The following is a 21637-nucleotide window of genomic DNA, read 5'->3' on the forward strand; positions in this document are numbered from 1 at the left end:
CGTCAGGAGTTCACCCCTTGTCTTTGTCCGAGTCCACCCCCGACCTCGTCGTCGTCGGCTCCGGCTTCTTCGGACTGACCATCGCGGAGCGGTGCGCCACCGAGCTGGGCCTGCGTGTCCTCGTGCTCGAGCGGCGCCACCACCTCGGCGGCAACGCCTACAGCGAGGCCGACCCCGAGACCGGCATCGAGATGCACGTCTACGGTGCGCACCTCTTCCACACCTCGAACGAGAAGGTCTGGGAGTACGTCAACCGGTTCACCTCGTTCACCAACTACCAGCACCGGGTCTTCGGGCAGTACGACGGCCAGGTCTACTCGCTGCCGATGAACCTCGGCCTGATCAACCAGTTCTTCGGGAAGTCCCACACCCCCGACGAGGCGCGCGCCCTGATCGCCGAGCAGGCCAGCGAGATCGAGACCTCCGAGGCGACCAACCTCGAGGAGAAGGCGATCAGCCTGATCGGCCGCCCCCTCTACGAGGCCTTCATCAAGGGCTACACCGCCAAGCAGTGGCAGACCGACCCGACGAAGCTGGGCGCCGACATCATCACCAGGCTCCCGGTGCGCTACAACTTCGACAACCGCTGGTTCAACGACAAGTACGAAGGCCTGCCCGTCGACGGCTACACCGCCTGGCTGACGAAGATGGCCGACCACCCGAACATCGAGGTCCGCCTCGAGACGGACTTCTTCGACGTCGCGGACGAGCTCAAGGGCAAGGTCCCGATCGTCTACACCGGTCCGGTCGACGAGTACTTCGGGAACTCCGAGGGCCGGCTGTCCTGGCGCACCGTCGACCTCGAGGCCGAGGTCAAGCAGGTCGACGACTTCCAGGGCTGCGCGGTCATGAACTACAACGACCAGGACGTGCCGTGGACCCGCATCCACGAGTTCAAGCACTTCCACCCCGAGCGCACCTACATCTCGGGCAAGACCGTCATCGTCCACGAGTACTCCCGCTTCGCGGAGGACGACGACGAGCCCTACTACCCGGTCAACACCGCCGAGGACCGGGAGAAGCTGCTGAAGTACCGAGAGCTCGCGAAGAAGGAGCCGATGGTGCTCTTCGGCGGCCGCCTCGGCACCTACAAGTACCTCGACATGCACATGGCGATCGGCTCGGCGCTGTCCATGTTCGAGAACAAGCTCAAGCCGCACTTCGTCGAAGGCGCGGCCCTCCAGAGCGGAGGCGTTGAAGAATGACCACCCGACTGCTCCAGCGACAGGTCCTGCCGCTGGACCGTGACACCGATGTCTTCCCGCTGTACGTCGACCCCGAGCCCGCGGTCCTCGACGCCGACAAGTACGAGATCGGCGCCAACCGCAACGCCAAGGAGATGAACGCCGCCGCGCTGCGGCAGAACGTCTCGTCGGGAGCCCGCATCCACCCCGACCAGGTCGAGTCGCGCACCTGCCTGCGCGTCCCGGTGGGGGAGCGGCTGTCCTTCGGCACCTACTTCAACGCGTTCCCGGCCAGCTACTGGCGCCGGTGGACGGTCGTCACCGACGTCACCCTGACCGTGAAGCTGGTCGGCCGGGGGGCCTCGGTCACCGTCTACAAGTCGATGGCGAACGGCCGCTCCCAGCGCGTCGACTCGGCCACCACGGGCTCGGAGGTGGAGGGCACCTTCGCCTTCGACCTCTCGCTCAAGCCGTTCGTCGACGGCGGGTGGTACTGGTACGACGTCACCGCCGGCGTCGAGGACGTGCTCGTCGAGTCGGCCGAATGGGTCGCGGACGTGCCCGAGGACCGGGCCCGGCACGGCGTCGTGGACATCGCCATCACCACGATGAACCGCCCCGACTTCTGCGCCAAGCTGCTCGCGCAGCTCGGCGAGGACGAGCAGCTGCGCCCCTACCTCGACACCGTCTTCGTGATGGAGCAGGGCACCCAGAAGGTCGTCGACTCCCCGGACTTCGCGAAGGCCGAGGCCCTGCTGGGCTCGACGCTGCGGGTCCTCGAGCAGGGCAACCTGGGGGGCTCGGGCGGCTACGCCCGCGGCCAGCTCGAGTCGGTCCGCAAGGGCACCGCGGACTACGCGATGATGATGGACGACGACGTCGTCTGCGAGCCCGAGGGCATCATCCGCGCGATCACGTTCGGCGACCTGGCCCGCCGCCCCACGATCGTGGGCGGTCACATGTTCAGCCTCTTCTCACGCTCGCGGCTGCACAGCTTCGGCGAGATCATCCAGCCGTGGCGCTTCTGGTGGCAGTCGCCCCCCGACGTGCTCCCCGACTGGGACTTCGCGGCCCGCAACCTGCGGTCGACGCGCTGGCTGCACAAGCGGGTCGACGTGGACTTCAACGGCTGGTTCATGTGCCTGATCCCGCGTCAGGTGCTCGCGGACGTCGGACTCTCGCTGCCGCTCTTCATCAAGTGGGACGACTCCGAGTACGGCCTGCGCGCCAAGGAGGCCGGCTACCCCACGGTGACCTTCCCCGGCGCAGCGGTCTGGCACGTGCCGTGGACCGACAAGAACGACGCGCTGGACTGGCAGGCCTACTTCCATCACCGCAACCGCTTCGTCGCGGCGCTGCTGCACTCGCCGTACCCCAAGGGCGGCCGGATGATCCGGGAGAGCCTGAACCACCAGATCAAGCACCTGGTGTCCATGCAGTACTCCACGGTCGAGCTGCGCCACCTGGCCCTCGAGGACGTGCTGGCCGGCCCGGAGCAGCTCCACCGCGACCTGCCCACCAAGCTCGCCGAGGTCAACGCGTTCCGCAAGCAGTTCACGGACGCGCGGCTGGAGGCCGACCCCGACGCGTTCCCGCCGGTGCGCCGCAAGAAGCCGCCGCGCCGGGGCAAGGACGACGCCGAGGTCCCGAGCCGCCTCTCCCAGCTGGTGACCGCCGGCCTGGCGCCGATCCGGCAGCTCAAGGCCACCCGCGAGCTCGCGCGCGAGTTCCCCGAGGCCGAGGTGAAGGCGATGGACGCCAAGTGGTACCGGCTGGCCCGCTACGACTCCGCCGTGGTCTCGATGAACGACGGCACCTCGGCCGCGCTCTACCAGCGCGACCCGGAGCGGTTCCGCGAGCTGACCCTCAAGACCATCGAGCTCCACGAGCGGCTGCGTCGTGAGTGGCCGCGCCTCGCCGAGGAGTACCGGGCCCGGCTCGGCGACATCACCTCGCCGGAAGCGTGGGACGCGACTCTCCAGCCTTGGACGCAGTCCGAGGCGTCGCCGGCCCCGGAGGACGCTCGATGAGTGAGGCCGTGAGCACGGCCCGGGTCGTCGACGCACCGCTGACCGCCCCCTCGGCCAACCAGGGGCTGCTCGAGGTCTTCCGCCGCCGCTACCTGCTCAAGCTGCTCGTCCGGCGCGAGATCGCTGCGCGCTACCAGGGCTCGTTCCTGGGTCTGCTGTGGTCCTACATCAACCCGCTGACCCAGTTCTTCATCTACTGGTTCGTGATGGGCTTCATCCTGAACCTGCACAAGGACGTCCAGAACTTCGCGATCCACATCTTCGCGGGCCTGATCGTCGTCCACTTCTTCACCGAGACGTTCAACGCGGGCACCCGCTCGATCGTGCGCAACAAGTCGCTGGTGAAGAAGATGGCGATGCCGCGGGAGATGTTCCCGGTCGCGTCCATGCTCGTCTCGCTCTACCACGTCGGGCCGCAGCTGGTGATCCTCGTGGTCGCCTGCCTGTTCTACGGCTGGTCGCCCGATCCGATGGGCATGGTCGCCGTCGTGCTGGCGCTGCTCATCATCATGCTGCTGGGCACCGGGCTGTCGCTGCTGTTCGCGGCCGCGAACGTGTTCTTCCGCGACTTCGCGAGCGCGGTCAGCATCCTGACCAACTTCGTGCGGTTCGGCGTGCCGATGATCTACCCGTACACCAAGGTCTACGACCGGTTCAACGGCCACGTCGACGCCTACCTGGCGAACCCGATCGCGGACGCGGTGCTCCTCATGCAGCGTGCCTTCTGGGTCGGCACCACCTCCGATCCCGCGGAGACTGCGAAGACCGACCTGCCTGCGAACCTGTTCCAGCACGGAGTGATGGCCGTCTTCTCCTCGCTCGTGATCCTGGTGATCGGCCAGATCGTCTTCACCCGCCTGCAGAACCGGATTCCGGAGCGACTGTCGTGACCGAGTCGATCGTGGTCGAGAACGTCAGCAAGACGTTCACGCTGCGCTACCACCGCACCTTCAAGCAGATGACCGTCGCCATGGTGAAGGGCCACGACATCAGCGACGACTTCAAGGCCCTCGACGACGTCTCGTTCAGCGTCCAGCAGGGCGAGTCGATCGGTCTGATGGGGCTCAACGGCTCCGGCAAGAGCACGCTCCTGAAGCTGATCAACGGGATCATGCGACCCGACGAGGGAGCGGTGATGACGCGCGGGCGCATCGCCGGGCTGATCGCCACCGGTGCCGGGTTCCACCCGCAGCTGACCGGGCGCGAGAATGTCTACCTCAACGCCGCGATCCTCGGGATGAGCGAGCAGGAGACCCGACGCAAGTTCGACGACATCGTGGAGTTCGCCGACATCGGGCGGCACCTCGACGCACCCGTCGGCAACTACTCCTCGGGCATGTTCGCGCGGCTCGGCTTCTCGGTCGCCATCCACGTCGACTCCGACATCTTCCTGGCCGACGAGGTGCTCGCGGTGGGGGACCGGCCCTTCAAGAAGAAGTGCATGGAGCGGATGAAGGAGATCCGCGACAGCGGGCGCACGCTCTTCTACGTGAGCCACGCGGCCGGCTCGGTCCGCAAGATGTGCGACCGCGTGATCGTGCTCGAGAAGGGCCGCGTGGGCTTCGACGGCGACGTGGACGAGGGGATCCGCTACCTCAAGTACGACGACGACAGCACCGAGAACGAGCCCGACGAGAACGACGCCGAGGACTCCGACGAGGACCTGGGCGCCGACATCTGACCCGGACCTGACGACGGACGCCGAGTCGGCGCAGGCTCACCACGAGCCTGCGCCGGCTCGGCGTTCCGGCGTCCTGGCGTGTCCTGCGTACGGGGGAGCCCCGGCTGGTGCATCCTCGACTTGACAAATCTCGCATTCGACGGCGTGTCGAGTGGAAATTACACCGTTGTAGTTACTCAGTTTCTCTTCCGTGGTCCCTGTGACTCATGTGAAAGTTGCGCAACGTGTGAATCTTCCCCCGCACTGAGAGTTGCCGCCGATGCCACCCAGCAAGACGCGTTTCATCACCGCGTGCCAGCAGATCCTGGCCCTCGGAGTCGTCCTCGCCGCCCTGACCCCCGCCGCCAGCGTGGTCACCCTCGACGTCGTCCGGGAGTCCCCGTCGGCCTCGGCCGGCGCAGCGGCCCGCGGTCCGGTGGCGGCCGAGTTCGCGGCGTACACCCGCGCCCAGACCCGCAAGTCCGTGGTGCCGACGCAGGTCGTGGACCCGACGGTCACGGAGTACTCCCTGACCGCGCCCCCCGGAGCCCGCGTCGACGCCGCGCACCTCCAGGCGCGCACCCGGGTCGGCTCCCTGCCGGGCAGCTCCGAGCTGACCAGCCGCCCCCAGGCGGTCGTGGGGTACGGCGCCGTCGGTGTCACCTGGGAGCACGGTGTCGACGTTCCCGAGTCCGACCTCAGCTTCGAGGTCCGCACCCGGACCGGCGAGGAGTGGTCGGACTGGATGAAGCTGGCCTACGACGCCGACCACGGGCCGGACCCGGGCAGCGCCGAGGCGCGCCACGCACGGCCCGGCACCGACGCGCTGCTGGTGGGGGACGTCGACCAGGTCCAGGTGCGCGCCGAGGCGGTGCACGGACAGATGCCGGCCGACATGAAGATGGCGGTCGTCGACCCGGGCAAGGCCTCCCACAGCGAGTCCGAGGCCCCGGCGCTAGACACCGGCGCGACGGACGGCGCCACCGCGCCGGCGGCCCCCGAGGTGGCATCGCCCGGAGCGGCGCCCCAGGCGACGGTGACGTCGGACGACGGCAGCACCGACGCGCTCGACCTGCAGGCCGCGGTCTACACCCCCAAACCGGTCATCTACTCCCGTGCCCAGTGGGGCGCCGACGAGTCGCTGCGCGACAAGAGCTCCCTGCACTACTTCGAGGTGCACGCCGGCTTCGTGCACCACACGGTCAACGCCAACGACTACACGCGGGCCGAGGTGCCGGGCATCATCCGCAGCATCTACGCGTACCACACGCGCTCGCGCGGCTGGAGCGACATCGGCTACAACTTCCTCGTCGACCGCTTCGGGCGGATCTGGGAGGGACGGTACGGCGGCATCGACCGGCCGGTCGTGGGCGCGCACACGCTCAACTACAACGACTACTCCTTCGCCATGTCGGCGATCGGCAACTACGACATCCACCAGCCCTCCCAGGCGATGGTCCAGGCGTACGGCGCGCTGTTCGCCTGGAAGCTCTCGCTGCACGGCGTCGACGCATCGTCGACCAGCCAGCAGGTCGGCCCGTCGCGGTTCGAGGCGATCAACGGTCACCGGGACGCCGGCCAGACGGCCTGCCCCGGCCGCTACCTCTACGCCAAGGTGCCCCGGATCCGTGAGCTCGCCGCGGCCGCCCAGCGAGGGTGGTCCGGGCGTGAGCTGGAGTCCGACCTGGCCTCGACGTCACACCCCGACCTGATCGTGCGCCGCGCCAGTGACGGCCGGGCGGTCATCCTCCCGACCGGGGGCATGACGGGCTTCCAGACGCCGACGGCGCTGGCCGTCCCGGACGGCGACTCGCTGGTCGCCACTCCGGACGTGACCGGTGACGGCAAGGGCGACCTGGTGGCACGCTCGTCCGACGGATCCTCCCGGGTCCTGCCCGGTGACGGAGCCGGGGGCTTCGGAGCCCCGGTGAAGGCGAGCGACCAGCTGGTCGGTCGGGACCTCGTCACGGCCGTGGGTGACCTCGACGGCGACGGTCGCAACGACCTGGTGGCGCGGCGTACGTCCGACGGACGGCTCGAGCTCTACCGCGGCGCCGGCAACGGGGCGTTCCGCCGGGAGGTCCTGGCCGAGGGTTGGGCAGGCTACGACGCGCTGGCGGCCACCGGGGACGTGGACGGTGACGGGCACGCCGACCTCCTCGCCCGTGACCGGGACGGCCGGCTGTGGCGCGTCCCCGGCACGGGAGGGACCGGGCTGGGCAAGCCCGTCCAGCTGCCGGGCGCCTGGGGTGGGTACTCCACGCTCACCGGCTTCGGCGACTTCAACGCCGACGGTCGTCCCGATCTCCTGGCGGCGAAGAAGGGCAAGCCCGCCGTGATCCGGCCCGGGATGGCCGACGGCACCTTCGGCCACCCGGTGGGCGAGGTGACGCGCGTCGCCGCCGCCACGGGTGTCACCGCCGTCGACCTGACGGGCGACGCGAATCCGGACCTGGTCGCCCGGACCAGCGCGGGACCGGTGCTGCTCGTCAACGCCGGCACGGTGGAGCTGGCCCGGCCCATCGTCACGGGCGCGAGCCTGCGCCGTGCCGACCTGGTGCTCAACGCCGGCGACTGGAACCGCGACGGGCACGGCGACATCATCCTGCGCACCCACGCCCACGGGAACCTCAAGCTGCGCCTCGGGGACGGCGAGGGCCACTTCGCCAAGGCCGTCGTGATCGGCAAGGGCTTCGGCGACGTCGGCCTGCTGGCCGCGGTCGGTGACATGACCGGTGACGGGTGGCCGGACCTGATGGGCCAGCCGCGGGGCGGCGCGATCCGCATCTATCCCGGCAACGGCGTCGACGGCCTCGCGGCGAGCTACGTCGCCCACGGCAGCATCGCGGCCGGCAGCCAGGTTGCGGTCGGTCGCTGGAACCGGGACGGGGCTCCCGACAGCCTCTTCCGCCAGGGGTCGAAGCTGACGCTGTTCCCGGGCAACGGGCCGGGTGGCCTCACGAGCCCGGAGTCGCTCGGGCTCGACCTGTCGCCGTACGACTGGGTCGTCGGGGTCAGCGACGTGGGCCTGACCGGGCACCCGGACCTCATCGTCCGGGCCCGGAAGACGGGCTACCTGTGGCTCATCCCGGGGACCGCCACGGGCTTCTCGCCGCGCCGGTTCCTGGGCGAGGGGATGGGGGCCTACGACCTGGCCGGATGATCCGGTCCGGAGCCTGGCCCACGATCAAGGGAAGCGAGCCGTGGCGCGCTCGGCGACGTAGGTCGCCTCGAGCCGCCCCGGGTCGGCGTGGGACACCAGGACCACGGAGCCGCCGCGTGCGAGCGGCTCCGCGAAGGAGGCGATCCCCGGTGGGGAAGCCGGGTTCGCCTCCGACAGGAGACGGCCGCCGTCGGTGAGGAGACTCCCGGCGGCGGCCGTTCGCCACAGCTCGGCCTGGGAGACGCCCGGCAGTGCCGGGTCCTCGGGGCCGGGCGGGTCCCACGGCGTGAAGGCGTCGGGCTGCGACCAGACCTCGACGCCGACGTCGTGCACGCCGGGGGGCAGGGGCTCGGCGAACCGCACGCCCATCGGGAGCAGCGAGCAGGCGAGCACGGGCAGGTCGGCCGCGCGCGGCCCCCAGGTCGCCAGACCGTCGGGGCCGCAGACGACCGCGTCCGCCTCGTCGGGCCCGGTCACGACCAGGCCCACCGTCCAGGCGGCGCCGAGGAAGACCGGCCCCAGCCAGTGTGTGGGGAGATCCAGGTGCAGGCCCTGGCCCCGCTCGAGGTCGTGCTCCTCGACGAGCAGCGAGGCGGCCTTGGCCACCCAGTTGGCGTACGTCGTCACCGACAGCTCGACCCGTTCGCCGGTCGCGTGGTCGTACCACGTCACCAGGGGTCGACCGGGCTCGGCGCGGAGGAGGGTGGACAGCAGCGCGCTGAAGGTGGTCACGGCACGAGCGTAGGGGCCACCTATGCTGCGCCCATGGCTGCCACCGGGTCCCTCGACCACTTCTGGGCCGTGATCCCCGCCGGCGGGGCCGGGACGCGGCTCTGGCCGCTCTCACGGGCCGCCTCACCCAAGTTCCTCCAGGACCTGACCGGCAGCGGGATGTCGCTCCTGCAGGAGACCTGGGCCCGGCTGGCGCCGATGGCGGAGGACCGGTTCGTCGTCGTGACCGGGCGGGCGCACCGCGCCGCCGTGGTCGAGCAGCTGCCCGGCCTCGGCCCCACGGCGGTCCTCGCCGAGCCCTCGCCCCGGGACTCGATGGCGGCCATCGGGCTCGCGGCGGCGCTGCTCGAGCGCGAGGACCCGGACGCGGTGATGGGCTCGTTCGCCGCGGACCACGTGATCGCCGACGTCGAGGCGTTCGCGACGTCGGTGGCGCGGGCCGTCGAGGCCGCACGCCGGGACTGGTTGGTCACGCTCGGCATCGAGCCGACCGGACCCTCCTCGGCGTTCGGCTACATCCACGTCGGTCCCGATGATTTGCCCGGCCTGCCGGGGGTGCGGGGCGTCCAGGCGTTCGTCGAGAAGCCGTCGACCGAGGTGGCGGAGCGGTACCTCGCGACCGGCGCCTACCGGTGGAACGCCGGCATGTTCGTGGTGCGGCCCACGGTGCTGCTCGACCTGCTGGGGCGCTGGCACCCGGACTTCGCCGCCGCGCTCCGCGCGATCGCCGCCGATCCCGCACGTCTCGAGGAGACGTGGCCGACCCTGCCGCGGATCGCCGTCGACCACGCCGTGGCGGAGCCCGCCGCCGAGGCCGGCCGGGTCGCGGTCGTGCCGGCGTCGTTCGACTGGGATGACGTGGGCGACTTCGACTCGCTGGCGGGCCTGCTCGGCGAGGGCGACGGTACGACGGTCCTCGGCGACCGCGCGCTCGTGCAGGCGGTCGCGTCCAGCGGCCTGGTGGTGCCGCGGTCCGGCCGGATGGTGGCCGTGGTCGGAGTCGAGGACGTCGTGGTCGTCGACACCCCCGATGCAGTCCTGGTGACCACCCGGGCCCGCGCGCAGGAGGTCAAGCAGGTGGTGGCCGGGCTGCACGACGCCGGCCGCACGGACCTCACCTGAGCCCGGGGCGGGCTGAGGGAGGTCGCGCGACCGGCGTCCGGTGCTGCTTGTTCGTCGTCGGGCGAGCGCCCGGCGATCACATCGCGCTGGGCTCGGGCGAGTCGAAGTAGGGGTACTTGTCCATGAACGTCTGCAGCGCCGCGCCGCTGACGCCGGAGCAGTACTGCCACACGCCCACCTGCTTGGAGGCGTCGGACTGACCGGTGCCGCCGGCCGACCAGTGCGTGAAGGCGACGTGCTGGCCGTCGGGGAAGGTCTTGCCGTTCTCGTCGGCCGACGTCCATGGCGCCGCGATGAACTTGTCGCGGAAGTTCGAGGTCCCCTCGAACTTGCTGGCGATGGCCCGGAGGTCGCTCATGGCGCCGTCGTCGTCGGCGACGGTCTTGTCGTACCAGAGGATCGTGTAGCCGTGCTCGAGGTTGTGGACCAGCGACTCGAGCTCGGGACGGTCGTCGGTGTAGAGCTTGCGCTCCATCGGCGCCGGCGCGACGCCCGCCTGGTTCCAGTGCGCGCCGAAGGCCGGAGGCGCCTGCTTGTAGTCGACCTTCGTGCCCGTGGGGACGTGGTCCTGGTTGCCGTTGGCCTTCTTGGTGACGACCTTCTGGCAGCTCGACGCCGGGGAGCCGATGTCCGCGAGCGCGACGTTGTCGAACTTCCGGTTGTCGTACCAGTCCTTGATCGGCTTGAACGCCGCGGCGCCGACGATCAGCACCGCGATGAGGACGCAGACACCGACGATCGCGAGACCGCGACGACGCTCATCGCCCTTCTGCTTCTTGCGGATCTGGTCGATGACCGCCTGGCGGTCGGACTTGGCGGGCTTCTTGGCCACGGGTCGGCTTCCTCGGGGTCGTGCGGGCGGTCCGGCGATGTTCGACGGCAGAGTCTACGGACTGGCCGGGCGCAACCCGACCCGACCGGAGGATTCGTCGTCGCCGGCCTCCGTCACCGCCTCCCAGCCGTGCGCGAACGCGAGTGCGCGCAGGGCTCCGGGGCCCCGCGGGCCCGGCTGCACGACGAGGCCGCCGCGGCCGTCGTCGATGACCGCGACCTCCGGCCCGAGGGTCGCGTGCACCGCGGCGACGAGGTCCGCGGCGGGAGCCGGGTCGCCGAAGGGAGCACGGTCGGCGGGATCGGCGCGCAGGGCGCGCAGGACGGCCTCGCGGGCGCCGTACCCGAACAGGTCCGACCCCTCGGGACGCACGAGGGCGCCGGCCCCGGGGCCGTCCTCGCCCACCGGCAGCACCAGGTCCGGTCGGCCACTGACGACGGCGAAGGGCCGGCCGCCGAGCTTGCCCTGGGCGAGCTCGCACATGCCCGCGATCTCGTCGGCGACCGCGGGCGCGGTGACGGCCAGGGAGTTGCCGTGCGCGTCGACCCGGCCCGCGTGGTCGTCGAGCACCAGCACGCCGGCGGCCCCGACCGCGATGTCGGTCTGCCCCTCGCGCCAGGCGCGGCCGGCCGTGTCGGTGACCACCACCCCCACGTTGACGCCGGCGCTGTGGTGCAGCGCGGCCCGGAGCTTCGCGGCCGAGGCGTCGGGGTCCTCCGGCAGGAGCACGACGGTCCCCGGCTCGACGTTCGAGGCGTCGATGCCGGCCGCGGCCATGGTCAGTCCGTGGTGGGTGCGCACGATCGTCGTCGGCCCGCGACGGGCCACCACGCGGGCGGTCTCACCGGGCAGGGCGTCCTCGCGGCTGCCCGGTCGGACCCGGCCCTCGGCCTTGCTCACCACCTTGCTGGTGACCACCACCACGTCACCGTCGGCGAGCTCGACCAGGGGCAGGAGCAGCCCGGCCAGGTCGTCGCCCGCACGCACCTCGGGGACCCCGTCGGGGGCGACCACGGTCAGCAGACGGTGCTTGCCGCGCGTCATCCGGTGACCAGGGCGACGGCCTCTGCGGCCATCGCCGCGGTCGCGTCGTGGTCGGTCATCATCAGGGGTACGGCGCGGCAGGCGAGCCCGGCCGCGGCGAGCCGCGGGACCTGCTCGGCGTCCCGCTCGTCGACGAGCCAGCCGTCGAGGACCCCGCCGTCGCTGCGCGCGCCGTAGTGGAGGCCGACGCCCGCGGCGCTGACCTCGACCCCGATCGAGGTCAGCATCTGCTCGGCCATCCCGCGGACGTGGGCGCCGCCGACGATGGGGGAGAGCCCCACGACGGGGGCCCGGGTCGAGGTCAGTGCCTCGCGGACCCGCGGGACTCCGAGGATGGTCCCCACGGAGACGACCGGGTTGGACGGCGGCAGCACGACGAGGTCGGCGTCGGTGATCGCGTCGATGACACCGGGCCCGGGGCTCGAGTCCTCGAGACCGACCACCAGCACGGTCTCGGCCGGGACCTGGGCCCGCAGGCGCACCCAGTACTCCTGGAAGTGCACCACCCGTCGTCCGCTGGGGGAGTCGGGGTCGGCGATCGCGACGTGGGTCTCCACCCGGTCGTCGGTCATGGGCAGCAGGCGGACGCCCGGGACCGCGCCGAGCCAGCGTCGGCAGAGCGCCTCGGTGACCGCCGAGAGCGGGTACCCCGCGTCGAGCATCTGGGTGCGCACGAGATGGGTGGCGACGTCCCGGTCGCCCAGGCCGAACCAGGTCGGCTCCACGCCGTACTCCGCGAGCTCGGCGCGCACGCTCCAGGTCTCGTCGCGTCGGCCCCAGCCGCGCTCGGGGTCGATGCCGTCGCCCAGCGTGTACATCACCGTGTCGAGGTCCGGGCAGACCTTGAGGCCGTGCACCCAGATGTCGTCGGCGGTGTTGGCGACGACGGTGACGGTCGCGTCGTCGGCCACGCCGGGGAGGACGCCGGTCGAGATGCCGTGCAGGAGCCCCTGGAGGAACTTCGCGCCCCCCATGCCCCCGGAGAGCACCGTGATTTTCTGCATGTGCCTATCTTGGCGCACGAGGACCTTGGGCCCTTCGGCAATAGCACGTTCGGGTGGTTGCTCCTCATACCAGATCGCCGCTTGACTTCAGGGGTACGACAGGCATGTAATTCCCACAGTGTTCTTCGCAGGTCCTCCCGGTTTCTTCCGATAGGGATCTCGGCCCGCGAGGGGCCACGGGTGGGATGGGTGCAGTACCGGGTCGAAAGGGCGAGTGCCGTGAGAGAACTCTTTCTCCTCGACGGGGACGCCGAAGAAGCGGGGTGGCAGGACCGCGCGCTGTGCGCGCAGACGGACCCCGAGGCGTTCTTCCCCGAAAAGGGAGGGTCAACCAGGGAGGCCAAGAAGGTCTGCCTGACGTGTGAAGTGCGCGACGAGTGTCTGGAGTCCGCACTGATGAACGACGAGCGTTTCGGCATCTGGGGTGGTCTCTCCGAGAGAGAGCGCCGCAAGCTGAAGAAGCGCGCAGTCTGAGCGTGTAGGGGGGGCGTCCCGGTGACGGGGCGCACACGCGGCGGTCCGGGTCGACCCGGGCCGACCCCGCTGCACGGCCCGGCCGTTAGGGTGCTTGGTCGTGCATACGACGGTCGCGACGCTGCTGGTCAGCCATGACGGGGAGCGCTGGCTCCCTGCCGTGGTGGAGGGTCTGCGCAGCCAGGTGGCTCCGGTCGAGCGCGTGGTCGCGGTGGACACCGGCAGCAAGGACGGCAGTGCCGCCCTGCTGGAGTCCGCCTTCGGTGAGGTGGTGCGGGCTCCCGGCTCCACCTCCTTCCCCCGGGCCGTGGGCCTCGCCCTCGAGCAGCTCACCGCCTCGGGCGCGGACTGCGAGTGGGTGTGGATCCTCCACGACGACTCGAACCCCGACCCCGGGGCCCTTGCCGCGCTGCTCGCGGCCGCCGAGGAGCACCCGGACGCCGACGTCCTCGGCCCGAAGCTGCGCGAGTGGCCCTCGCTGAAGCGGCTCCTGGAGCTCGGGGTGACCATCTCCGGCACCGGTCGTCGCGAGACCGGTCTCGAGCGCGGCGAGTACGACCAGGGTCAGCACGACCAGGTTCGTCCCGTGCTGGCGGTCAACACCGCCGGCATGCTCGTGCGGCGCCGCGTCCTGGAGGAGCTCGGTGGCTTCGACGAGCAGCTGCCCATCTTCGGGAACGACCTCGACTTCGGCTGGCGCGCCGCGGCCGCCGGCCACCAGACCCTGGTGGTGCCCCAGGCCGTCGTCTTCCACGCCGAGGCCGCGCACCGCGGGCTCCGGCGTACGCCGCTCACCGGCCGCCACACGCACTACCAGGAGCGTCGGGCGGCGCTCTACACGCTGCTCGTCAACTCGCGCGCCCGCGCGCTGCCCTTCCAGCTGCTGCGCCTCGGCGTCGGCACCATCCTGCGGATGATCGGCTTCCTGCTGGTGCGCTCCGTCGGCGAGGCCCTCGACGAGCTCGCGGCGCTGGTGTCGCTCTACGGGAGGCCGCGCGAGATCCTCGCCGCCCGTCGTTCGCGACAGGGGCGGCAGGTGGTCCCGCCCGCCGACGTACGACCGCTGCTCGCGCCACCGTGGCTGCCCTACCGCCACGGGCTCGACTTCCTCGGCGACCTGCTCTCGGCCGCCACCAACCAGGCGCAGGACGTCGCCGAGCGACGCCGCGCCGCCAAGGCAGAGGCGCAGCCGCAGGCGGCGGTCCGTCGTCCGGCCCACCCGGACGACGAGGACGTGCTCGGCGACGACACCGGGATCGTGGCGCGGTTCCTCACCAACCCGGTGGCGATCGCCGTCTCCCTCTTCGTGGTGCTGGCCGTGGTCGGTGCCCGCTCGGCCTTCGACTCCCTCGCCGGCGGCGGGCTGTCACCGGTGCCGGCGAGTGCCGGGGACTGGTGGGGGTTGTGGACCGAGTCGTGGCACCCGCTGGGGCAGGGGACCGCGGTCCCGGCACCGGCGTACGTGCTGCCCTTCGCGGCCCTCGCCACCCTGCTCGGCGGCAGCCCGTCAACGGTGGTCACGGCGCTCTTCGTGCTGGTGGTGCCGCTCGGCCTGTGGGGGGCCTGGCGCTTCCTGCGCGTCGCCGGCCGACTGGCCTCACCGGCCGGCTCCCCCCGCTGGCTGCTGCTGTGGGGTGCGGCGACCTACGCGCTGGTGCCGGTGGTCAGCGGGGCGTGGGGCGACGGGCGCTTCGGCGCCGTCACCGTGGCCGCGGTGCTGCCCTGGCTGGCCCATGCCGCCCTCGGCTTCGCCGACCCGGAGGCCGACCGGCGCTGGCGGGCTGCCTGGCGCACGGCGCTGCTGCTCGCGCTCGGTACCGCGTTCGCGCCCGGGCTGTGGTTCTTCGCGGTCGTCCTCGGCCTGGTGGTGACCGCCGCCGCGGGCGTCGTGGTCCGCTCGGCCCTGAGGGACCGCTCGGCCTGGGGTCCGCCCGCTGCGGCCCTGGGTGCCGTGCCGCTCCTGCTGCTGCCGTGGTGGCTGCCGGCGCTGCAGCACGGGGCCGGCGAGGCCCTCTTCCTCGAGCCGGGCCGGCTGCCGGTCGCCGCTGTCGACACGCTGGACCTGCTGGCCGGACGGATCGGCGACCTCGGTGCGCCCTCCTGGCCGGGGGTGGTGCTCGCGGTGCTGGCCGTGCTGGCGCTGGTGCCCCGCTCGACCCGGATCCCGGTGCTGGTCTGCTGGATCGTCGCCGCCGTGGCGGCGGTCACCGCCGTCGTCTGGGGCAGCCTCACCCTCGACCTCGCCGCCACGAGCACCGGAGCGGGTCTCGGCTTCCTCGTGGTGGTCATCCAGGGCGCGTTCGTGGTCGCCGCCTCGATCGGCGCCCAGAGCATGGTCGCCGGCGGCCTGCTCGGCCGCGGCCGCACCGAGCGCGGCGAGACCGGTGTCGCCACCTGGCGCCGGTGGGTCGGCGGCGCCGTGGTCGCCGTCGCCGCGGTCGTCCCGCTCGTCGGACTGGGCTGGTTCGTCGTCGGCGGCCACGACCGCCTCGACGAGACCGCCGGGGAGGGGATCCCGGCCTACATGGTCCAGAGCTCGATGCTCGGCGACGAGCACGGCATCCTCGTGATCCGCGGCGACGTCGACCGCGGCCTGACCTACACCGTCCGGCGCGGGGACGGCGTGACGCTCGGCGAGGACGAGGTCATCGCCCTCTCCGCCGAGGACAGCGGCTTCACCCGGGCCGTGCGCGCGCTCGTGTCGCGCCCCACGCCCGCGGTGGTGGACCTGCTCGCCGAACGAGGCATCGAGTACGTCGTCCTGCCGTCGCCGGCGGACGGCGACGTCGCCTCCGCGCTCGACGCCACGGGAGGCCTCGCCCAGGCGAGCGCCGAGGACCGCTCGACCCGCGCCTGGCAGGTGGACCGCGCGCTGAACCCGGACGCGGTCGACGGTCCGCGCTCCTGGCTGCGGATCGGGCTGCTCGTGCTCCAGGCGATCCTGCTCGTGGTGATCGCGGTGAACTGCGTACCGACCAGTGAACGGAGGCGACGCCGATGAGCAGCACCACGCCCGGGCGCCGGTCCTCGCGCAGCCGGCTCCAGCTCGACACGCCGACGGTGCTCGCCCTGCTGCTGCCGCTGCTCGTCGTGGCCTCCCTGCTGCTCGTCCATGCCGACGAGCAGTCCTCGGACTCCCACCCGCCGACCAGCACGTCCCTGAGCACGGCCTCCGTCGTGTGCCCCTCGGCGATGCCCGGCGCGCCCGCGACGTACCTCTCGACCGCGGCCGCGGGCGGCCGGGGCGAGGTGGCCCTGCGCGCCGGCGACGACGAGTCGAAGGCGAGCGTCGCCGAGGGTGAGGTGACGACCGCGCAGGCCGGCACCGGCCCGGTCGTGGTCACCGGCCAGGACGCGCTCGCCCCCGGTCTCCTCGGCGCCCGCTTCGGCGGCGCGGCCGACCTCGCGGCCACGTCGTGCCCGGCCACGTCGCCCGACCAGTGGTTCACCGGTGTCGGGGCCGGTGCGCGGCACGGCTCGGTGCTGGAGCTGGTCAACCCCGACGCGGGACCGGCCGTCGCCGACGTGAACATGTACGCCCAGACGGGGCCCGTCGACGTCCCGCGGTTGCGCGGTGTGTCGGTCCCCGGGCACAGCAGCGTGTCCCTCGACCTCGGCCAGGTGGCGCCGCGCCGCGGCGAGCTCGCCCTCCACGTGGTGACCGCCCGTGGACGGCTGGGCGCCACGGTGCTCGACAGCTCCGACGAGCTCGGGCGGGGCCAGGCGAGCGCGGACTGGCTGCCGGCCCAGGCCGAACCGGTCACCGACAGCTTCCTGCTGGGCCTGGGAGCGGGCGACGGGACGCGTACCCTCGCGATCGCCAACCCCGGCGACAGCGAGGTCCGCGCCACGCTGCGCTTCGTGAGCGAGAAGTCGATCTTCGCGCCCGAGGGGATCGACGAGGTGCGCGTGCCGCCGCAGGGCGTCGCCAGGGTCTCGCTGGGGGCCGCGCTGCCGGCAGCCATCGCCGACGGAGTGGTCGGGGTCGAGGTCAGCGCGTCCGGGCCGGTCGCCTCGACGCTGCGGACCTTCGCCGGCGGCGACCTGTCGCACGCCGTGCCCGGACCCGCCGTGCGCCGCGGGGCCACGGCCGTGGTGCCCCAGGGTGCCAAGCGGGTCGTCCTCGCCGGCGCCGGCGGGGTCGGGGCCGTGACGGTGGTCGCCCGCTCGTCGACGGGGAAGGAGCTCGCGCGGACCCGCGCGGACGTCCAGCCCGGTCGTGGCACCGTGGTGACGGTGCCGTCCGGCGCCACGCTGGTGTCTGTCGAGACCGAGCGCACCAGCGTGCACGGCGCCGTGATCGTCACCGGACGGGGCGCCGCCGTCGTCCCCCTGGTCGAGCCGGTCGTCAGCGGGCTGGTCCCGGACGTGCGCCCCGGCCTGCCCTAGCTTTCGCGCGAGCGGTCAAGTGTGACGGCGGGCGTGCGGGATCGGCCGAGGGCGTCGATGGGGACCTCGGCTTGGGTTCGCGACGAAGCGGGATCGAGGAGTCCGGTGCGGGCCGCTGGTGTCGGCAGGCTGATCAGGCGCCGTGGTCGGCAGGCTTTCGTGTTCGCCGTAGAAGGCGGCCCAGCGCGCACGGGCGGCAAGCTAGGTTGCGCCGTCGAGCGGCATAGCTAACGTGGCCGTCACCGTCCGCGGCTGAGCCTTCCTCGACGATACGCCTCTTCGTCGAAGGGTTGTTGGGTCACGAGCATGCGGTAGATCAGTCGGCAGGCGTTGCGGGCGAGCGCGACGCGGGCCTGGATCGGCGTCATTCCGCGGGCACGCAGCTCGGCGTTGCGGTCGGCGAACGAGGGCGAGTACAGCGACAGGCCCCAGGCGATGCCCATCAGGGCGTCGCGGTGCTCGGCCAGACCCTGACGAGAGATTCGGCCGCGGCGGCGGATCGTGGCGGACTCGTACATCGCTGGCGCCAGGCCGGTGGCTGAGTAGAGGTGCTCGGCGTCGGGGAACCGGCTGATGGCCAGGCTGTGCGCAGCGAATGCAGCAGCGCGGTTCACGGCCACACCCGGCAGGCTGGTCAGGACCTGGCCATCGGTACGAGCGAGCAGGGCCGCGACCTCGTCCTCGACGGCCGCCACGTCGACCAGCAGTCGGCGGTAGCGATCCAGGTCCCGGCCCATCCGTTCGGCTCGCGCAGCCGCGTCCGGCGGCGGCGGGAGGCAATCGCGCCACCGACTGACCCAGTACTCGGCGGTCGCTTTGGTCAGCCTGCCCGGTGACCTGGCGATCAGCGAACGCGTTGACGGTGCTCGCCCGGCGAAGCGGACCGCGCACGCGAGCACTGCCTGGCCGGTCGGTGTCTCGATCGGCAGCGCCCGACCCAGCGTCGCGGCGTGGCCGTCAGGTGCGGACAGGCCGGGGCACAGGGCGTTGAGCTGGTCGTGGAGTCGCTGCTGGGCCTTCTTCCGGTCAGCGACCAGCCCGCGGCGATGCCTGACCGCAGCGCGCAGTTCCTCGACCACGGCTTGCTCGGCCTGGCGTCGGCCGGCGCCCTGGCGAGCCAGGTAGGTCAGCGCGGCGCAGTCTCGGTCGTCGGTCTTGAACCGACCCGACCCCAGCTGAGTGCGGGCGGCCTTGGTTTCCGATGGCGCGAACAGCCGCAGCGAGCCCGGATGCAGCCGCTCGAGCTCGGCGGCCCATGCGCGGTGCAGACTGCCGGTCGCCTCGATCGCGATCACCCGCTCGCCAGCGTGGGCGGCAAGCATCTTCTCCAGCGCCGCGATCCCCGACCGGGCGACCGGCAACGACACCGGTTCCTCCAGGAGACCGGTCCCATTGCTGACCCAGACCCGGTTCATCACCTTCCCCGGATCCACGGCCACGACCACCGTCGCCGGATCCAGGGCAACGTCCAACATGCCCATGAGCTGCCTCCTTGTGAGCGGACCCGTCCAGAGTCCTCTCAGCTACAGCTCACGACCTATCAGCTGTCGCCGGACTCGTACCTCGGGTCGACCTGCTCGGCCTCGATGCCCAGCAGCTCGGCGACCTGCTCGACGACGACCGTCAGCACCATCGCCTCCAGGTCGGTGCGGGTCTCGCAGCGGTGCTCGATGGGGCGTCGGAACAGCACGAGGCGCGTGGGCTCGCCGCCGGTTCCACGCACCAGCGAGGACAGCGGCACGGTCCCGGAGTCCCAGTCGTCGGGGATCTGAGGCGCGTCCTCGACGGCGTACTCCACGAGGCCGAGGCGGTCCTGCCAGCGCGCGTCGATGTCGGTGACGATGCCGAGCGCGAGGTCGTCGAACCGCTCGCGCGCGGTGCGCAGCTCCGGGCGGCCGGGGTCGCGCGGCACGACCGCGGGGCCGCGCATGCCGCGTCCGCGCCGGTCCCGGCGGGGGCGTTGCGGGGTCGGGCGAGAGCTGGCGTCGTCCACGCCGCGAGCCTAATCGGGCCCGGCTGGTGCGGCGGGTACCGTTCCCCGCGTGAGTCCTGTCCGCCGCTGTTCGCGTACTGCCTGTGGCCGCACCGCGGTCAACACGCTGACCTACGTCTACGCCGACCAGACGGCGGTGCTCGGGCCGCTCGCGACGTACGCCGAGCCGCACGCCTACGACCTCTGCGACGTGCACAGCGAGCGGCTCTCGGCGCCGCGCGGCTGGGAGGTGCTCCGGCTCGCCCCGGACCCGGCGGCCCAGGGCCCCTCCAGCGACGACCTCCTGGCCCTCGCCGACGCCGTGCGCGAGGCGGCGCGCCCCGCTCCCGTCCCGGTCCGGTCCACGCCGCCGGCCGAGGAGACCGGCCGGGAGATCGGTCGTCGCGGGCACCTGCGCATGCTCAGCACGGACTGACCGACGCCGGCGACGCCGCGCACACTAGGCTCCGGCCATGCCCAACACGCTCGATCCCGCAAACCTCGACGCCGTCTTCAAGGCGTACGACGTGCGTGGGGTCGTCCCCGCCCAGGTCGACGAGCGGCTGGCCCACGCCACCGGGCGCGCGTTCGTGCAGGTCCTGGGCGCCCGCACGGTCGTCGTCGGGCACGACATGCGACCGAGCTCGCCCGGTCTGGCCGGTGCGTTCGCCGAGGGCGCCACGGAGGCGGGCGCCGACGTGGTGCTGGTGGGCCTCGCCTCCACCGACCAGCTGTACTTCGCCTCCGGCCACCTCGGCCACCCGGGCGTGATGTTCACCGCGAGCCACAACCCGGCCCGCTACAACGGCATCAAGATGTGCCGGTCCGGCGCGCAGCCGGTCGGCATGGACACCGGCCTGGCCGAGATCCGGGACCGGGTGGCCTCCGGCGGCGCCGGCTGTGCCGCCCAACCCGGCACGATCACCAGCCACGACGTCCTCGAGGCGTACGCCGCGCACCTGGTGTCGCTGGCCCCGGTCCGGGGACGCCGGCTCAAGGTCGTCGTGGACGCCGGCAACGGGATGGCCGGGCACACGGCACCCGCGGTCTTCGGCCGGCTCGGCGAGGACCAGGTCGAGGTCGTGCCGATGTACTTCGAGCTCGACGGCACCTTCCCGAACCACGAGGCGAACCCGATCGACCCCGACACCCTCGTCGACCTGCGCAAGCGCGTGGTCGCCGAGCGCGCCGACCTCGGTCTGGCCTTCGACGGCGACGCCGACCGCTGCTTCCTCGTCGACGAGCGCGGCGAGGCCGTCTCGCCGTCCACGCTCACCGCGCTGATCGCGGCCCGCGAGCTGGCCCGGGAGCCGGGGGCCACGGTGATCCACAACCTGATCACGAGCCGGGCGGTCCCGGAGATCGTCACCGAGCTGGGGGGCCACCCGGTCCGGACCCGCGTCGGGCACTCCTTCATCAAGGGCACCATGGCCGAGACCGACGCGATCTTCGGCGGTGAGCACAGCGGGCACTTCTACTTCCGGGACTTCTGGCGCGCCGACTCGGGCATGCTCGCGGCCCTCCACGCGCTCGGCGCGCTCGCCGGCTACGAGGGCACCCTCTCGGAGCTCCTCGCCGACTACGAGCGGTACGTCGTCAGCGGGGAGATCAACTCGACGGTCGACGACCAGGCGGCGGCGGTCGCCGAGGTCGAGGACGCCTTCGCGCACCGGGAGGGGGTGACCACCGACCGGCTGGACGGGCTCACGGTGAGCCACCCCGACTGGTGGTTCAACGTCCGCCCGTCCAACACCGAGCCGCTGCTGCGGCTGAACGCAGAAGGTCGCGACCAGGCCACGATGGTGCAGGTCCGCGACGCCGTCCTCGCGATCATCAGGAGAGACCGCCCATGAACATCGACCCCGCACTGCTGGCGATCATCGTCTGCCCGAAGTGCCGCGCCTCGCTCGAGCCGGCCGGCGAGGAGCTGGTCTGCACCGGGTGCGGCCTGGCCTATCCCGTCCGCGACGACATCCCGGTGCTGCTGGTCGACGAGGCACGCAAGCCGGCCTGACCGGCGCGAGGGGAGTG

The 21637-nt window shown here is 72.2% G+C and carries 18 protein-coding genes; 12 read left to right on the plus strand and 6 right to left on the minus strand.

What is annotated here, in order from left to right; translation table 11 throughout:
- Nucleotides 1–23 precede the first annotated feature (23 nt).
- The 5 genes from glf to ACZ43H_RS01955 all read left to right on the plus strand — a co-directional run bounded on the left by glf (nt 24) and on the right by ACZ43H_RS01955 (nt 8037).
- On the plus strand, nt 24–1205 hold the full coding sequence (gene glf, locus ACZ43H_RS01935) for a UDP-galactopyranose mutase (RefSeq protein WP_464590718.1): 1182 nt from the start codon (nt 24–26) through the stop codon (nt 1203–1205).
- Nucleotides 1202–3214 (plus strand): glycosyltransferase, encoded by a 2013-nt coding sequence (locus ACZ43H_RS01940; RefSeq protein ID WP_464587319.1) that lies wholly within the window; start codon nt 1202–1204, stop codon nt 3212–3214. Before glf ends, ACZ43H_RS01940 begins: the two co-directional genes overlap by 4 nt.
- Nucleotides 3211–4104, plus strand: a complete 894-nt coding sequence (locus ACZ43H_RS01945; protein ID WP_464587321.1) for an ABC transporter permease — start codon at nt 3211–3213, stop codon at nt 4102–4104. Before ACZ43H_RS01940 ends, ACZ43H_RS01945 begins: the two co-directional genes overlap by 4 nt.
- A complete protein-coding gene (locus tag ACZ43H_RS01950; protein ID WP_464587323.1) occupies nt 4101–4895 on the plus strand; it encodes an ABC transporter ATP-binding protein in 795 nt (264 codons plus the stop codon). Before ACZ43H_RS01945 ends, ACZ43H_RS01950 begins: the two co-directional genes overlap by 4 nt.
- A gap of 259 nt (nt 4896–5154) precedes the next feature.
- Nucleotides 5155–8037, plus strand: coding sequence for an FG-GAP-like repeat-containing protein (locus tag ACZ43H_RS01955; protein WP_464587325.1), 2883 nt, complete (start codon nt 5155–5157; stop codon nt 8035–8037).
- A gap of 24 nt (nt 8038–8061) precedes the next feature.
- On the opposite strand, the gene ACZ43H_RS01960 is transcribed toward ACZ43H_RS01955, so the two are convergent.
- Nucleotides 8062–8769 carry a TIGR03089 family protein gene (locus ACZ43H_RS01960; protein ID WP_464587327.1) on the minus strand — a complete coding sequence of 236 codons (708 nt, stop codon included), beginning with the start codon at nt 8767–8769 and terminating at the stop codon, nt 8062–8064.
- Nucleotides 8770–8802: 33 nt separating this feature from the next.
- On the opposite strand from ACZ43H_RS01960, the gene ACZ43H_RS01965 reads away from it, so the two are divergent.
- Nucleotides 8803–9891 carry a mannose-1-phosphate guanylyltransferase gene (locus tag ACZ43H_RS01965; RefSeq protein WP_464587329.1) on the plus strand — a complete coding sequence of 363 codons (1089 nt, stop codon included), beginning with the start codon at nt 8803–8805 and terminating at the stop codon, nt 9889–9891.
- Between the two features lie 76 nt (nt 9892–9967).
- On the opposite strand, the gene ACZ43H_RS01970 is transcribed toward ACZ43H_RS01965, so the two are convergent.
- From ACZ43H_RS01970 to cofD, 3 genes are read right to left on the minus strand one after another with little or no spacing between them, the layout of a single operon-like run.
- Nucleotides 9968–10723: a DUF3105 domain-containing protein gene (locus tag ACZ43H_RS01970; protein WP_464587331.1), complete on the minus strand. Its 756-nt coding sequence runs from the start codon at nt 10721–10723 to the stop codon at nt 9968–9970.
- Nucleotides 10724–10777: 54 nt separating this feature from the next.
- Nucleotides 10778–11767: a coenzyme F420-0:L-glutamate ligase gene (locus tag ACZ43H_RS01975; protein WP_464587332.1), complete on the minus strand. Its 990-nt coding sequence runs from the start codon at nt 11765–11767 to the stop codon at nt 10778–10780.
- A complete protein-coding gene (gene cofD, locus ACZ43H_RS01980) occupies nt 11764–12771 on the minus strand; it encodes a 2-phospho-L-lactate transferase (RefSeq protein ID WP_464587334.1) in 1008 nt (335 codons plus the stop codon). Before cofD ends, ACZ43H_RS01975 begins: the two co-directional genes overlap by 4 nt.
- A 219-nt stretch (nt 12772–12990) precedes the next feature.
- Between cofD and ACZ43H_RS01985 the strand changes: the two genes are divergently transcribed.
- The 3 genes from ACZ43H_RS01985 to ACZ43H_RS01995 all read left to right on the plus strand — a co-directional run bounded on the left by ACZ43H_RS01985 (nt 12991) and on the right by ACZ43H_RS01995 (nt 17634).
- Complete coding sequence (locus ACZ43H_RS01985) at nt 12991–13245, plus strand: WhiB family transcriptional regulator (protein ID WP_379179398.1); 255 nt, start codon at nt 12991–12993, stop codon at nt 13243–13245.
- A 100-nt stretch (nt 13246–13345) separates the two neighbouring features.
- The gene (locus ACZ43H_RS01990) at nt 13346–16246 is read left to right on the plus strand and encodes a glycosyltransferase family 2 protein (protein WP_464587336.1); all 2901 of its coding nucleotides are present in this window, start codon (nt 13346–13348) and stop codon (nt 16244–16246) included.
- On the plus strand, nt 16243–17634 hold the full coding sequence (locus ACZ43H_RS01995) for a DUF5719 family protein (protein WP_464587337.1): 1392 nt from the start codon (nt 16243–16245) through the stop codon (nt 17632–17634). The genes ACZ43H_RS01990 and ACZ43H_RS01995 overlap by 4 nt, the downstream gene beginning before the upstream one ends.
- 239 nt (nt 17635–17873) lie before the next feature.
- Here ACZ43H_RS01995 and ACZ43H_RS02000 read toward each other — a convergent pair whose 3' ends face one another.
- Both ACZ43H_RS02000 and ACZ43H_RS02005 read right to left on the minus strand, forming a co-directional pair.
- Nucleotides 17874–19115, minus strand: a complete 1242-nt coding sequence (locus ACZ43H_RS02000) for an IS110 family RNA-guided transposase (RefSeq protein ID WP_464587339.1) — start codon at nt 19113–19115, stop codon at nt 17874–17876.
- A gap of 59 nt (nt 19116–19174) precedes the next feature.
- Nucleotides 19175–19627 (minus strand): metallopeptidase family protein, encoded by a 453-nt coding sequence (locus ACZ43H_RS02005; RefSeq protein ID WP_464587340.1) that lies wholly within the window; start codon nt 19625–19627, stop codon nt 19175–19177.
- A 49-nt stretch (nt 19628–19676) separates the two neighbouring features.
- Here ACZ43H_RS02005 and ACZ43H_RS02010 point away from each other — a divergent pair, with 49 nt between their 5' ends.
- Genes ACZ43H_RS02010 through ACZ43H_RS02020 form a run of 3 tightly spaced genes read left to right on the plus strand, consistent with a single transcriptional unit; the run spans nt 19677 to nt 21620 of the window.
- Nucleotides 19677–20042 (plus strand): DUF3499 domain-containing protein, encoded by a 366-nt coding sequence (locus ACZ43H_RS02010; protein WP_464587342.1) that lies wholly within the window; start codon nt 19677–19679, stop codon nt 20040–20042.
- A 37-nt stretch (nt 20043–20079) separates the two neighbouring features.
- The gene (locus ACZ43H_RS02015) at nt 20080–21459 is read left to right on the plus strand and encodes a phosphomannomutase/phosphoglucomutase (RefSeq protein WP_464587344.1); all 1380 of its coding nucleotides are present in this window, start codon (nt 20080–20082) and stop codon (nt 21457–21459) included.
- A complete protein-coding gene (locus tag ACZ43H_RS02020) occupies nt 21456–21620 on the plus strand; it encodes a Trm112 family protein (protein ID WP_445322250.1) in 165 nt (54 codons plus the stop codon). The genes ACZ43H_RS02015 and ACZ43H_RS02020 overlap by 4 nt, the downstream gene beginning before the upstream one ends.
- Nucleotides 21621–21637: the final 17 nt, after the last annotated feature.

The organism is Nocardioides sp. DN36, from assembly GCF_055380375.1.